Annotated in this window: 9 protein-coding genes and 1 pseudogene; 2 read left to right on the forward strand and 8 right to left on the reverse strand. The window is 74.9% G+C overall.

What is annotated here, in order from left to right; all coding sequences use genetic code 11:
* From MTQ10_RS18855 to nocL, 8 genes and pseudogenes are all read right to left on the reverse strand, one after another.
* Positions 1-2317, reverse strand: a pseudogene (locus tag MTQ10_RS18855) (lantibiotic dehydratase); the annotation flags it as partial.
* Positions 2318-2835: 518 nt separating this feature from the next.
* Positions 2836-4407 carry a hypothetical protein gene (locus tag MTQ10_RS18860; protein ID WP_247469575.1) on the reverse strand — a complete coding sequence of 524 codons (1572 nt, stop codon included), beginning with the start codon at positions 4405-4407 and terminating at the stop codon, positions 2836-2838.
* Between the two features lie 54 nt (positions 4408-4461).
* Entirely contained in the window at positions 4462-6429 is a 1968-nt protein-coding gene (locus MTQ10_RS18865; protein ID WP_247469577.1) for a TOMM precursor leader peptide-binding protein, read from the reverse strand.
* Positions 6426-8645, reverse strand: a complete 2220-nt coding sequence (locus tag MTQ10_RS18870) for a hypothetical protein (RefSeq protein ID WP_247469578.1) — start codon at positions 8643-8645, stop codon at positions 6426-6428. Before MTQ10_RS18870 ends, MTQ10_RS18865 begins: the two co-directional genes overlap by 4 nt.
* Position 8646: 1 nt before the next feature.
* Positions 8647-9969, reverse strand: a complete 1323-nt coding sequence (locus MTQ10_RS18875; protein ID WP_247469579.1) for an AMP-binding protein — start codon at positions 9967-9969, stop codon at positions 8647-8649.
* On the reverse strand, positions 9939-10181 hold the full coding sequence (locus MTQ10_RS18880; protein WP_247469581.1) for a hypothetical protein: 243 nt from the start codon (positions 10179-10181) through the stop codon (positions 9939-9941). The genes MTQ10_RS18875 and MTQ10_RS18880 overlap by 31 nt, the downstream gene beginning before the upstream one ends.
* A gap of 56 nt (positions 10182-10237) precedes the next feature.
* Positions 10238-11269, reverse strand: a complete 1032-nt coding sequence (locus MTQ10_RS18885; RefSeq protein WP_247469583.1) for an alpha/beta fold hydrolase — start codon at positions 11267-11269, stop codon at positions 10238-10240.
* A 6-nt stretch (positions 11270-11275) separates the two neighbouring features.
* Positions 11276-12481 carry a 3-methyl-2-indolic acid synthase gene (nocL, locus tag MTQ10_RS18890; protein WP_247469585.1) on the reverse strand — a complete coding sequence of 402 codons (1206 nt, stop codon included), beginning with the start codon at positions 12479-12481 and terminating at the stop codon, positions 11276-11278.
* 351 nt (positions 12482-12832) lie between these two features.
* Between nocL and MTQ10_RS18895 the strand changes: the two genes are divergently transcribed.
* The gene (locus MTQ10_RS18895) at positions 12833-12985 is read left to right on the forward strand and encodes a thiocillin/thiostrepton family thiazolyl peptide (protein ID WP_247469587.1); all 153 of its coding nucleotides are present in this window, start codon (positions 12833-12835) and stop codon (positions 12983-12985) included.
* Positions 12986-13052: 67 nt separating this feature from the next.
* Positions 13053-14240 (forward strand): coproporphyrinogen-III oxidase family protein, encoded by a 1188-nt coding sequence (locus MTQ10_RS18900; protein ID WP_247469589.1) that lies wholly within the window; start codon positions 13053-13055, stop codon positions 14238-14240.
* Positions 14241-14261 lie beyond the last annotated feature (21 nt).

The following is a 14261-nucleotide window of genomic DNA, read 5'->3' on the forward strand; positions in this document are numbered from 1 at the left end:
CGGACTGCGCCTGGCCGAGGACGTCGCCCTCGCGGCGCTGTTCCAGGTCGATCCGGGAGAGTTCGAAGCCGTCGAGCGTGGCGGCGACCGCGTTGAGCCGCTGCCGGGCGAGGGTGTGTTCGACGAAGAACTCCTCCGCCCCGGTGTGCGGGTCGTCGTCGAGGTCGGCGGGGTGCGGCAGGCACTCCTGGAAGGTGACGGTGGCGTCCGGCCCGGCCTCGGCGAGGCGGCGGGCGAACACCTGGAGGAGGAAGGGGTTGCGGGCGTCGAGGTAATGCGGTTTGTGCAGGCGGGCGGTGCGTGCCTCGAGCGCCCACTGCCGGGTCTCGGCGAGCAGATCCCGCTGCCCGGCGGGCACGGGCGGGGGCGTGGTGAGGCGGAAGAAGGTGTGCCGGGGGATGCCCTGCCGGCCCAGCCAGTCGCCGAACGCGGCGAGTGCCGCCGCCTCCTGCCGTTCCAGCCCCTCGAGGCCGGGCACGTCGGCGGCGGGCAGCCGCCAGGAGGCCCGGTCGAGGACGAGGTCGCCGAGCAGCGCCCTCGGCAGGGTGCGCGGCTCGGCGGGTACGCGGGTCAGGCCGGCGGCGCGGCCCGCGACGGCGTCGGCACGGTCGAGCTGGTCCCACAGTCCGCCCCGGTAGGTGCGGGTGGGGGCGAACGCGCACAGCAGCCGGTACAGCACGGGAGCCGCGGCCGGGTAGAGGAAGTTCAGCGGTACGAGGTCCAGGGGCCGTCCGTCGCGGGTGCTGACCAGGGTGAGGGTGCGGCGGTCCGGTTCGGCGCGGACGGCCAGGTCGGCGAGGGTGAGGGTGGTGTTGTCGGCGGTGCGCGCGGTGGAGCCGGGGTAGACCAGCTCCAGCGGGCTGAGCCGCGGGTGCAGATTGAAGTTGAGGCCGAGGACGGCCGTGATGTCGCACTGGCGGGGCGTGGTGCGGGCGATGTGGCCGCGCAGCGCCTCGGTGAGGCTCCACTCGTGCGGGGCGTCCGGTTCCAGCAGGTCGCAGAAGCGGGAGAAGAACACGCCGTGCCCGGTGGTGACGCCGTTGACGACGGCGTACGGCCGTTCGGGTCCGGTGGTGAACTGCACGCGGTAGGCGGTGGACCGCCAGGGGGCGATCTCGGCGGGCAGCCGTTCGGCGAAGCCCCTCAACCGGTCGGCGTCCAGGCGCAGTTCGCCGTGCGGGTCGTTCTCGGAGGCGCGGTGGGCGTGGAATTGTGTGCGGAGCAGGCCGGCGAGGCCGGCGCGCAGGGCGCGGATGCGGTCGGCGTGCGGGTCGCCGACGCCGGAGGCGACCGCGCTCGCCTCGGCGGGCGGCAGCGCGGCGAACCGGCGGTAGAACTCCACGAACGGCACCGCGTCGGCGTCCTCCCCGAAGTGCCGTACGAAGAAGGCGTACAGGCCGGCCTTCTCGACGGTGGCGTCGTCCAGGACGGGCACGATCCGTTGGAACAGCTCCAGCGCCCACCGGTTGGCGTGGAGCACCTCCGGGCGCCAGGTGCGGGCGGGTCGGCGGGTGCCGACGTCCTCGTAGACCACCGAGCGCAGCGCCTCCGGTGCGGGGGCGGGGCAGCCGACGGTGTCGGTGAACACCGCGACCTGTTCGCGTATCCCGGCGAGCAGTTCGGCGCGCCGCCGCACGGGCGCGGCGGGGAAGGCGTCCTCGGCGGCCTGGAGCTGTTCGAAGACGACCGCGCACCGCCCGGCCTGCTCGGTGTCGAGGGCGCGCAGCCGCTGGGCGACGGCGAGCGCGGGACGCGGATGCTGGTCGGGGATGCCGAGCCCGCGTTCGCAGATCCCGGCCCGGACCAGCTTGTCCAGCGCGGTCGCCGCGGCCTCCGGCGACAGCCCGGCCGCGGTCAGCCGGTCCCGCACCTCGCGTTCGGGCCGCGCGCCGTCGGCGAGGAGGGACCGCAGCAGGCGCAGCAGGCCGGTGTCACGGGCGGCGACCACCTGGGCGGCGCCGTAGGCGGCCTCGGGGGCGCCGTCGGGGGCGCGCCGCACGCACATCGCCTGTTCGCCCTGGACGAGCAGGGAGTGGTTGAGGCGGATCTGCATCAGCTCGTCGGCGCGGTCCAGGCGGCGCAGTTCGTACGTCATCCACGACAGCAGTCCCGCGCTGAGCCGGGCCTGCACGGGCCTCGCGCGCGGCCCGTCGACGGGGACGACAGCGGCGTCGGTGGTCCACGGCGCGGCGCCGATCTCGGTGAAGGAGGCGAACGGCGACGGCTTGAGCGCGACCCGGTAGGCGAAGCTGGTCAGCGTGTTCTCGGCGCGGCGCCGCTTGCTGGGTTTGCGGCGCGGGGAGAACGGGTCGGCCGCCCACTCGGTGACGGTGCGCCAGGTGCGCTCGTCGGACAGTTGCAGGCCGCGCTGGAACAGCTCCCCGGCGGCGACCGCCGCCAAGGTGCGGCGCCCGTCGTCGAGTTCGGCGGCGAGCGCCGCCTCCGCCTCCTTCTGAAGCCGGTGGCCTTCCGCCCGCTGCCGCAGCCACTCCTCCAGCAGCTCCCGTGTCGCCGGGTCGAGCAGCCGGGCCGCGTCGGGCACTCCGGGGACGCGGTCGTTGTGGATGTCGCGCCGCAGCCGCAGCAGTTCACGGCGCCGGTCGGCGGGCAGCGCGGGCACGGCCGTGTGCAGCGCGTCCTCCAGCCGGCCGCGCAGCTCCTCACGCCGCTGCCGGGTGCGTTCCGCCTCCGCGAGCAGCGTCCAGGTCCGCACGGGGGTCAGCCCGTCGAGCGCTGCGGGGCCGAGGGTGCCGCGACGGTAGAGGTAGTACGGGCTGAACGCGCCCTGCCGGGCGGGTGTGGCGGTCCTGGGGGATCCGTTCTCCTGGAACCCGTTCACCGTGGCATCACCGCAATCTCCCAGTTCGGGTCGGGGCGTACGGCACCGACGCAGATCTGCGCCTGGGTCCCGCCGTCGGTGTCCGCGCGGCCGGCGAGGCCGTACGCCGTGTCGATACGGGTCACGTCGAAGCCGAGGACGGCATGGCCGCTGAGGCCCTCCGCGGCGGCGGCCAGCGACACCGCCTCGACGGCCGCGCCGACGGCGAGCTGCTGGGCGCGGTAGGCGCGGGGGCCGCCCGCGGGCCGCCAGTCCGCCGGGGTCACCGGATGCACGGTGAACGCGGCCAGCTCGGCGTTGAAGGAGGCGGCGAACATCGCCTCGTGCACCAGCCGCCCGCTGCCCGGCCCGGCCCCCTCCCCCACGGACTCCAGCGCACCCGGCTCGGGCAGGTAGCGGTACCAGCCCGGCGGCACGCCCCGGACCCGGTGCACGGCGCAGTACAGCCGGGTCCGCGCGGCCCATCCGGCGAGCCCGTCCGCGTCGCCTGCCGCGCCGGCCAGCCGCCGCAGCGCCTCAGCCGCCTCCCGCACCACCCCGGCCAGGGCCTCCCCGTCGGCCGGCTGCCCGGTGAACAGCCGCCCGCGCGAGAAACGCCGGGCGGCGGTACGCGGCCCGAGCAGGTCCAGGGGGCGCGGGTCGGGGAGGGGCACGAGGCCGTCGGGTACGGCGTGCTCGGGTGCCGGCGGGGCCTCGGGCGCAGCCGGGGTGCCCGGGTCGGTGCGGGCCGCGCGCTGGAAGGCGTCGAAGCGTTCGGAGCGCCGTGTCCTCCGGGACCGCTCCAGCACCACGGGCCCGGCCGGAGAGCCGGCACTCCCCCACGCCTGTGCGCCGGGACCGTCCGCGCCGTACGGCCCGAGCACGAGCGCCGCCCACGCGTTCTCCTCCTCCCCGTCGAGACCGAGGCACGCGTGCACGGCCCCGTCGTCGAAGTCGGTCCGTACGCGCGCGTGCCCGCACAGCGCGTCGGCGAGGCGGGCGGCGGCGCCGAGGGCGACACCGGCGTCGACCGGGCCGAGACGGGCGGCGAAGTCGCCGTACTTGAAGAAGTTCTTCCAGAACCGGCTGGTGAGGACGAGCACCGCGGCGGGCGCCGGGTCCGTCGGCACGCGCAGCGCGGCGCACAGCCGGGCCGCGGCGTCACCATCGGCCGGCCCGGCCAGGTCGACCAGCTCGTGCCGGTACGGGTCGTAGTGGCACACCTGCCCGCTGCCGGGCAGGGCGGCGTACACCTCCGTCGGGTACATCGCCCCGCCCGACGGGATCGGCCGGCGCAGCTGCACCTCGGGCCCGTGGTGCGGCAGCGGGTCGGACGGGGTGGCGACGATGCCGCCGGACGGGTCGGTGCGGACGCGGCTGACGGCGAACGCGCCGTACAGCAGCCGGTGCAGGACGGCGAGCGGCGGCGGCCCGCCGGGGCGCAGCGGCAGCCGCCGCGCCCCGCTGTGAACCTTCACGGGCCAGGGCCCGTCGGCCCAGTCCACGCGCCAGCCGTCCGGGTTGGCCGAGCGGGGGCGCAGCCGCAGGCCGGTGGTGTAGGCGTACGCCTCGTCGGTCGTCATCGTCATGGTCGTACGGGTTCTCCTTGCCGGCTCTGCCCCGGCGGCAGCGGGGCGCGTCGCCTACGGGAAGGGGTGCGGTACGGCGCCGATCTCCCGGCCGGGGGCGAGCAGACTGCGGTAGGGCAGGGTGGTGCCCTCGGTGAGCCGGGGCAGGCCTCGGGTGCGGCGGTTGCGGTGGCCGAAGGTCATCGGGACGAGGCCGGGCACCAGGACACGGACGCAGGTCAGGCCGTTGCGGCGCAGCTCGGGCATGGTCTGGTCGACGACGAGGACGTCCAGTCCGCAGTCGAGGACGCCGGAGACGGCCGCGTACAGGTCGGCCCGCAGATCGTTCTCCTCGGTGCGCAGCGTGGAGCGGACCCGGCCGAGCGGCACGGGTTCCTCGGCGCGGGGCCGGTCGAGGAGGAACGTGAACCGGTCGCGGGCCTCGGGCAGCGCGCCGACGGTGGAGTGGTCCTCCATACGGCGGATCAGATACGGGTCGTCGAGCATGCGGAGCGCGTCGGGGCGGCGCCGCTCGTAGCCGTCGCGGGTGGCGAGGATCGTGCCGACCAGTTCGTGCAGGGCGCCGGTGACGGCCTGCACGGGGTCGGGGTGCGCGCCGCAGCCCGCGAAGAGGCCGGGTCCTTCGCCGCCGGTGTTCTCGGCGGTGAGCAGCAGGGCCGGGACGCCGTACTCCATGGTGGCGTCGAAGCAGCGGAAGCCGAAGCCGGTGAACAGGCGGGACTTGGCGAGCAGATGATCCAGGGCGGGGTCGGTGCCGTCGAGGGCGACCTCGGGCACGTCGAGTTCGCGGTACCAGGTGAGCAGGAACGCGTCCCGTTCGGCGAGTTCGCGCAGGCCGTGCAGGACGGCCTCCTCGACGCTGCTGCCGAGGGCGCAGCCGTTGGAGGTGTCGTAGAAGAAGGAGACCTCGTCGTCGTGGCGCGGGCCCCAGAACGCGGCGCGTTCGGGGACGAGGACGCGGCTGTCGCGGCGGAAGGAGTACGCGCCGACCCAGTCGATCTCGGTGTCGGGGTCGAAGGGCCGGTACCGGAAGCCTTCGGAGGCGTAGCTCTCCTCGGGGTGGGTGCCCAGGTCGGGCGGGTACAGGGCGCGGTCGGCGATCTCGCTGTAGCGGGCGCGGACCGGGGGCAGGGTGCCGCCACGGTGCAGGCCGGCGTAGCGTTCCAGGCCTTCCAGGACGGCGACGGTGCGGCTGGTGGCGTAGTCGGCGGCGCGGCCGATGGCGGGCTCGCGGCGGCCCCAGCGCGGCGGCAGCTCCACCGAGCACGCCCCGAACGGGCTCTGCAGGTCCTGCCGCAGCTCCTTGAACAGGCCGAGCCCGGCGAAGAGATAGTCGCCGCGCACGGCGCCGGCGGGCAGCCGCCCGGTGCGCAGGGTGGCCGGGGTGAGCTTGGTCAGGGGGACGGCGGCCGGGGTGAGCGCGGGCACGGTGTCCTCGCGGAGGCTGCCGCAGTTGGGGCAGCCGGAGTCCGGCAGCAGGGTCTGCTGCTCGACCGTGCCGGCGGCGCCGTCGAGGACGATGACCCGGCCGTCGGCCGGCCCGGCGGGTGCGTGGCAGGCGGCGAGTCGGGCACGCACGTACTCCTCGACGAGGCGCAGCGCACCGGGCCCCCAGATGCGGACGTCGGAGCCGTGCGGCCAGGACTCGGCGAGGCTGTCGCCCTCCAGGCCGGGCCCGAACGGCGAGTTGGCGGTCCGCGTCACCAGGCAGCGCGGGCAGCCCTGGGCGCCGGGCCGCCACACGGGGCCGATGTAGACGAGGGAGCGCCAGACGCCGACGAACAGCAGGGGCCGGCCGGTGGCGAGACAGTCGACGACGGTGTCCTGGAACTCGCCGAGCCCGTCCAGCCCGGCGACGAGGACGGTGGCGGCACCGGGGCGGGCGAGGCGGGAGGCCTCGCCGGGGCCGGGGGTGGTGTCCGGGTCGAGGCGGCGGGTCAGGTGTTCGGCGAGCACGCCCCGCCCGACCACCGTGGCCGGGCCGGTGCGGGGCTGCGGGGTCGTCGTGGCCGCCGTGCTCATGACGCCTCCGTGGGCAGGGCGAGGTGGACGACGCGGATACGGGTGCTGTGGTGCCCGTCGGCGGTGCCCGTGCGGGTCGCGGTCCGGGCCTCGCGGGTCGCGGCCTCGGGTGCGGTGCCGGTGCCGGTCTCCGGTGCGGTGCGGGTCGCGGCCTCCGGTGCGGTGCGGGTCGCGGCCTCCGGTCCGGTCCGGGTCACGGCCTCCGGTCCGGTCCGGGTCACGGCTTCAGGTGCGGTGCCGGTGCCGGTCTCCGGTGCGGTGCGGGTCGCGGCCTCGGGTTCGAGGGCCTGCCCGGCCTCGGGCTCCCCCATGAACGCCTCGGGCTCCCCCAGGAACGGCAGCTTCCCGGTGATCTCGTGCTCGTCGCCCGGTGCGGGCCCGGCCAGTGCGGCTGCCCAGGTGGGCACGGCCGGGGCGAGGAACGCGGTCGCCGCGTCGGCGTCGCCGGGCCGGGGCAGTAGGCGCGCCACGGCGCCGAGCAGGGCGTGGCCCACGGCACGCTTCCGGTCGGTGCCCGCGCCGGCCGTCACCGTGCCGTCGGCGGTGCGCACATGGGCGCGGACGACCCCGCCGGGCAGCTCCTCGACGGCCGTCGCGGACCAGGGCACGCCCTCGGTGTCCAGCACCCCGGCGAGAAAGCCGACGGCGGGCGGGCGCCGCTCCGGGGCGGGCGTCCAGTGGAGGTCGCCGGCCGGGCGGGCGAGGGCCGCGTGCAGCCGGGCGCGCAGCCGCGCCTCGGCCAGGGACCAGCCCGCGCCGACCACGCCGTGCCGGGCGTCCGCGCCGGTGACGCGGGCGGCCAGGGCCTCGACCGCACACAGCACGGCCTGGTTGCGGGCCTCACGCGGGGACAGCGCCCGGCACACCACGTCCAGTACGGCGGGACGGTCGGCGCTGCCGTCCGGGTCGGCGACCCGGCAGGAGCTGGCCGACAGCGGCAGTTGCGGCAGGTCCTCCTCGCCGAGGGCGAGCAGCGGGCCCGCCACCGCGTCGGTCAGGTCGGCGCAGGCGGCGACGATCCGGTCGGAGGCCCGCACCCGCTCGGGCGGGTCCTCGGAGCGCGGTATGTCGGGACGTACGAGATCGTCCGGGCGCACCCCGTCGGCGGGCGGTACGGCGCCCCCGGGCCCGTCGCCCCCCAGCGGCCGGGGCGCGGCCGGCTCGTGGTGCGGGCAGCGCGGGTGCCGGCGGGCGGCGTGGGCGCGGACCGCGGGGACGAGAGGCTCGACGGTGGTCAGCGGCTTGTCGCCGCCCACCGGCACCCCCGCCAGCAGCGCGAACGCGTGCTGGGCGAGCCGCAGCGCGCCGATCGCGGCGGGCGCGACCGCCGGGGCGAGTCCGCCCGTGTCGCCGGTGGGGCGGGCGGCGATCGAACGATGGACGCACTCCCAGCAGTACGCGGTGGTACGGCCGGGCGCGAGCGCGGTGACGAAGTCCCCGCACCGGGCGAGAACGCCGACCGGCCCCCGCCGCCACAGCGCGTGCTGGGCACGGGCGAGCGCCCCGGCGTCGACGGTGTCGTAGGCGAGCAGGACGAGGCCCGCGCCGTCGGTGTCGGGGTGCCCGGCCAGTGTTTCCGGGCCGCCGGTGAGCGGTTCGCGCAGCCGCCAGCGCGCCCCGGGGTCCGCCGCGGCGGTCTCCTTCAGCACCTGCCGTACGGCGTCCGGGTCGTCGTCGCCGTCGGGGATCACATCGAGCCGGGCGATGCCGAACTCGCGCAGCGCGTCGAGCACGGCGTACAGGGCGGTCCCGGCGCCGGCGCACACCACGCGCGCGATGCGGACCTGCTGGAGTCGGGTGACCGGGCGGTCGGCGTGGTGTTCGAGGAACGCGAGGTGGGTGGCGTACCTCTCGCGCATCCAGCCGGGCACCGGCTCGACGGGGTGGGCGACCTCCTTGAGGAAGCCGTTGGCCAGCATGGCCCGCACGAGCCCGAGCACGGTCCGGCGGGCCCGGTCGGGCAGCTCGCCGTACAGGTCGTGCAGGGTGCGTTCGCCGTCGAGGCCCGCGAAGAGGCTGGCGACCAGATCGTGGGCGCCCTGCCCGCGCACGGAGAACGAGCCGGTGCTGTTGCCGAGCCACACGCCGTCCTGCTGGCGGACGTAGAAGGCGTCGGCGCGCAGCCGGTAGACGCGGGAGAGCGCTTCGGCCAGGGGGTCGGTGCGGGGGTCGGCCGTCGCGGCCGTACGGGTTTTTCCTGCTGCCACGTCGGTCATGTCAGAGCTTCCCGTGCGAGCTGTAGACGGATGCGGCCTCCTGCTCGGAGGTGCAGCGGATGCGGCTGGGCCGGTGCTGTTCGGGCAGGTCGGCGCAGTGGGCGCGGACGGTGTCGGGGCCGACGGCGCCGACCACGGTGGCGGCGAGGTGTTCCAGGCCGTTGGGTGCGGTCTCGACGGTGACGCGTACGTCGCTGACGCCGTGGAGGGCGAGGATGTGCCGCTCGATCTCGCGGGGCCGTACGAGGACACCGGCGAGCTTCTCGGCGCCGTCGACGCGGCCTTCGAGGCACAGGTTGCCGTCGCTGTCGAAGCGGCCGTAGTCGGTGCCGGTGACATGGTCGGCGGGCGCGGAGGGGGTGCCGCCGGGCCGCCAGGTGCGCCGGCAGCAGCCGGGGCCCGCGACGGCGACGGTGCCGATGCCGCGTTCGTCGGTGCCGGTCAGCCACACCGCCTTGCCGGGGACGGGCCGGCCGACGTGCTCGTTGTGGCCGGGGTCGTGGTCGAGGGCGATGGCGCCGGTCTCGGCGGTGCCGTACAGGTTGCTGACGTGGGCGCCGGTGAAGTGGCGGCGGATCAGCTCGACGCGGGGGGCGCTGAGGTGGCCGCCGCCGAGGTACAGGGCGACGCGGCTCAGGTCTGCGTCGGGCGGTGCGGACAGGCAGGCCGCCGCGGCCAGCGCGGGCACGCCGAGCGCGAGGACACGCCGCTCGCGGGCCAGCTCGTACAGGGGGCTCCAGTCGTACGGCGGGTGGATCACCAGATCCCGCTTCAGATACAGCGCGGGCAGCACGCACATGAAGAACGCGGCGGAGAACCCCAGCGGCAGACAGGTCGCCAGCGCCTCCGGCGGGCCCTCGGGGAACGCGTCCGCGTACATCGCGGCCTCGGCGTGCAGGGCGATCTGCTCCCACTCGTCGGCGTGGCCGACGGCCACCTTGGGCGTGCCGGAGCTGCCGGACGTGCACACCCCCCACAGCGGGCGCTGCTCCGCCCCGAACGGCACGGCACCCTCGGGCAGCTCGTGCAGCGCGGGCGCGATCCGCCGGCCGGTGATGCCGAGGCCGGCCGGTGACGCCCACAGCAGGACCGTCTCCGGTACGACGGCCACGGCGAACAGCGCGGCCAGCGCGGACGGTCCGGCGGCCGGGTCCACGGCGTACGCCCCGCCGGGCCGGATCTGCGGCGCCGTGTCGCGGCCCGCGGCGAGCAGGTCGTCCCAGGCGGCGAAGTCGCCGCCCCAGCGGACGCCGGTCACGGCGGCGGCCCGTCCGGCGGGGATGTGGCGGGAAGTCAGGAAACGCTGGAACGCGGGTCGGCCCATGTCACCCACTCCTCGATCGTGCGCGGTGCGTCGGGCAGTTCGGGCAGGGTCCGCCCGGGTGCGTGCCGGGCGAAGTACGTCAGGACGGCGACCGTCTCCAGCGAGTCGAGCCGCCGCTGCGGGTCGTCCTCCTGGAGCAGCCCGGCCAGCTCCGCCCGCAGGGCCGCCGCTTCGCCGTCCGGTGTGCGGGGTGTGGTGCGTGGTTCTGTCACGTGTCGCCCTTCTCCGTCGATGGCGGCAAGGCCCGTCCACGGGGGTGCGTGCGGGTTCAGCGGCCCGCCGGGGTGCCCTCTGCCGTGCTCTGTGCGGTGCCTTGCGGGGTGCCGTGCGCGGTGCCGTGCGGGGCGTCGTACGCGGTGTCTTGCGAGGTGTTGCGCGCGCTGCCTCGCGGGGTGCCGTGCGCGGTGCTGTGCGCGCTGCCGTGCGCGGTGCGCCAGAAGCCGGAGACGGCCTCGTCGAACTCCTCCGGCCGGTCGTGGCCGACCAGATGGCCGGCGCCGGTGACGACCCGGCCGGTGACGTTGCCGCCCCAGCCGGAGGCCTGCTCGGCCGCGGCCCGCTCGACGGATTTCAGGGAGCCGTTGAGGACCAGCACCGGCATCCTCAGCGCGGCCACATCCGCCGCGCGGACCAGCGCGGTGCGCTCGAAGTCCCGCTCGACATGGCCGGTGACCGCGTCGAGGGTGCGCCTCCAGCGGGGGCCGTGCAGCTGCTCGTACTCGGCGGCCAGGGCCGGCTGGGCGGCGGCGAGCCGCTCGAAACCGGCGATCAGCGTCAGGAACGACTCCCGGGACACGTCCGGCGCGAACCCGGTCAGCACCAGCGACGTGACCAGGTCGGGCCGGGCGGCGGCGCAGCGGTGGGCGAGCGGCCCGCCCAGGTAGGAGACGCCGATCAGCCGGCCGGGGCCGAAGCGTTCCAGGACGGCGAGGAGATAGCGCAGGGCATCGTCGAAGTAGTCGTCGGCGGCGTCCCGGCGGCAGCGGCCGTGCCCCGGCAGATCGACCGGGACACAGCGCAGCCGCCCGTGCCAGGCGCGCAGCTGCGCCGCGAAATGGGCGTGCCCGGTGCCGAGCAGCCCGTGCAGCAGATACACGGTGGGCGGCGCCCCGGCCCCGGTGGCCCGCCCAGGCGCCCCGGCCCCGGTGGCCCGCCCAGGCACCCCGGCGTCCGTGGCCCGCCCAGGCGCCCCGGCCTCAGTGGCCCGCCCCGGCGTCTGCGCGGCGCCGTCGGGATGCCCCGTCGTGCCCGCCGTACGGCCGGTCCCGGCGTCGCCGTCCATCGGGTTCTCCGTCTCCACCGCCGCTCAGCCCACCTGTGTCGCCGCCTCGCCGGCGGGGTTCACGAAGTGGCCGACGGGTGTCCCGGACGCCTCGATACGGCCGAGGATGTGCCGCGGCCTGCGCAGGTCGGCCACGAGGAACTGCGAGGACTTCTCGTCGTTGCGGGCCTCGCAGCCGGCCCGGTAGGGGGCGACGTCGGGGCTGCCGGGCGAGATCACCCCGGCCAGGCCCAACGCGATGTCCTGGAACTCCTGCGGTTCCCGCGTGGTGAGGACCAGGCGCTGCTCGGGGCAGGTGAACGCGACGACCGACATCAGCCGCAGATAGTCCTCGTCGTTCACGCGGGTGGTGTCGCGGGACTTCATCGCCGGCCGCATCCGGGGCACCGACAGGTCGGTGGTGGCGCCGCGCGAGCGCAGATGGTCGCCGTGCGCGACGAGGCTGACCAGCTCGGCGGAGAGGTCGTCGTGCAGACCGACCAGCACACCCGGGTTCACATACCGGTAGCCGGCGTCCAGCCAGCGGTCGAAGGAGACGACGCGGCGGTCGAAGTCGGCCTTGGGCACGCCGGCGGAGGTGCGGCCCATGAAGCGGCGGTACGTCTCCCGGTCGTAGCTCTCCTGGAACACGCACATGGTGACCGGGTCGTCCCGGCCGATCCACTCGCCGAGGACGTCGATCTCGTCCTCCTCCATGGAGCCGATGTTGAAGTACACCCGCTCGAAGCCCAGGTCGAGTGCGGTGCGGACGGCCCAGCCGATACGGAACGCGGAGGCGAGCCGGGTGTGCTTGTCCTCGTACTCGCCGGTGAGGAAGCCGACGCCGCGGACGCCCTCGTGGTGGTAGAGGATCTCCAGCTGCTCGGTGATCTCGTTGCGGCCGGAGAACTTGCGGTCGAGGCGGTGGTTGCCCTTCCGCATGGAGCACATCTTGCACTCGGAGTCGCAGTAGTTCGTCGTGTACAGCGGCACGAAGGTGTGCAGGCGCGGCCGCCGGCTGCCGCAGCGGGCCTCCGCCGCCGCCTTCAGCTCGGCGGTGCTGATGGAGCGGTCCTCCCACAGGGCGAGCGCCACCGCCGCCCGCGAAGCGTCCGGCTCCTCGTCCTCGCCGAGAGCGAGCACGGCACGGGTGTCCACCGTGGCCGCCTCGGCGCGTACCTCCTCCAGCTTCGGCAGGACGAAATCACGGTTCACCGACTGAGGGATCATCGCCTGGGTGTACTGCGTCATGTGAATTCCTCTGCGAACGGCCGGAAGGGACTCGGCCCATGTAACGCCACGCGGAAATTCCGGACAAGACACGGAAGAAACGGAGCGACAACCACTGGTTTCCACTCCCACCTGCACATTCACCCATCCCTCAATCACCTTCACGACGCTTTCGCAGCCGCACTTCAGTGCGGCTTTGTCGGCGCTTTAGCGGTTCTTTCGCACCGTCACAGCGCGGTCGCAGCGGAAAAGCACCGGAAATGCAAAAGGGGCGGAATCCTTGACTCGCGGAAGACGCGCCGCATAGCCTCCGAACCACACGCCGCCGGAATTGCGGCGGGTGAATTTCCGTCGACATGGAAGGAGTTCCCGGTGGACTCTGCACACCTGTCCGACCTGGACATCGACGCTCTCGAGATCTCCGAGTTCCTGGACGAGAGCCGGCTGGAGGACAGCGAGGTCGTGGCCAAGGTGATGTCGGCCTCGTGCACCACCTGCGAGTGCTGCTGCTCCTGCTCCTCCTGATGGAGACGGCGCCCTGTACCGGACCTCCGGTGCAGGGCGCCGCTTTCTCGACCCGAAAGGAATCCGCATGCGGCAGAACCTGCTGATGATCTATGTGCACGTCCCCTTCTGTCATTCCAAGTGCACGTTCTGCGACTGGGTCCAGGCCATCCCGACGAAGGATCTCCTGCGCAAGCCCGGTGACTCGGTGCGCGAGAAGTACATCTCCGCGCTGTGCGCGGAGATCACGGAGCGGGGCGCGATGCACAGCGCGGCAGGTGACGTCCCGCATGTCCTCTACTGGGGCGGCGGCACGGCCAGCAGCCTCGACGAGCGCGAGACCGAGCAGATCATGGAGGCGCTGCACTCCTCCTTCGGCCTGGACACGGTCGCCGAGGCGACCATCGAGTGCAGCCCCGACACGGTCGACGAGCGGAAACTGGCCTTCTACCGCGGCCTCGGCTTCAACCGGGTCTCCAGCGGCGTGCAGTCCTTCGACGACGACCGGCTGCGCCGCCTCGGCCGCCGGCACACCGCCGAGCAGGCCGGCCGTGTCGTCCACGCGGCCCGGGAGGCGGGGTTCGAGGACGTCTCCATCGACATCATGTCCGGCTTCCCCGACCAGGAGGCCGCCGAGCTGGACCGGACCGTGGACCGGGCGCTGGAGCTGCCGGTCAACCATCTCTCCCTGTACTCGTTCCGGCCCACACCGGGCACCTTCCTGCGCCGCCGTATGGAGGGCTCGGAGCGGCGGACGTATCTGCGCCGCCAGCAGGCGCTGTTCACGCGGGCGCGGCGGGCGATCGACGGGTTCGGCCTCACCGAGTACGCCAACGGCTACTTCGGCAAGGTGTCGCCGTTCGCCTCCATGTACTTCCAGCACCGCGCCGACACCGTCGGCCTCGGCTCGGGCGCGATCTCCCTGGTGGGCGGGCGCTTCAAGTCGCACCGCAAGGGGCTGCTGCACGCGTACGTCGACGATCCCCACTCCTTCGACATCGACGTGCCGGCCGGGCAGGACCGGGTGCTGGTGTCGCTGTTGCAGGCCGGGCTCGCCATGTTCGACGGCATCCCCCGCGCCGACTGGCGCGAGCGCACCGGCACGGACCTCGCCGAGGTGCTGCACCGGCCGACGGTCGCGCCGCTCGCCGACTTCCTGCGCGGGCGGGGCCTCGTCGAGGACGAGCAGGGCATCCGCCTGCCCCGCGACATCGCCGGGCTGACCCTGATCGAGCTGGCCTTCGAGATGGCCATGTCCCAGCCGGAGCTGGTGTGACCCCCGGCCCCGGCCCCGGCC

The sequence above is a fragment of the Streptomyces sp. XM83C genome, assembly GCF_023072675.1.
GTDB lineage: Bacteria > Actinomycetota > Actinomycetes > Streptomycetales > Streptomycetaceae > Streptomyces > Streptomyces thermocoprophilus.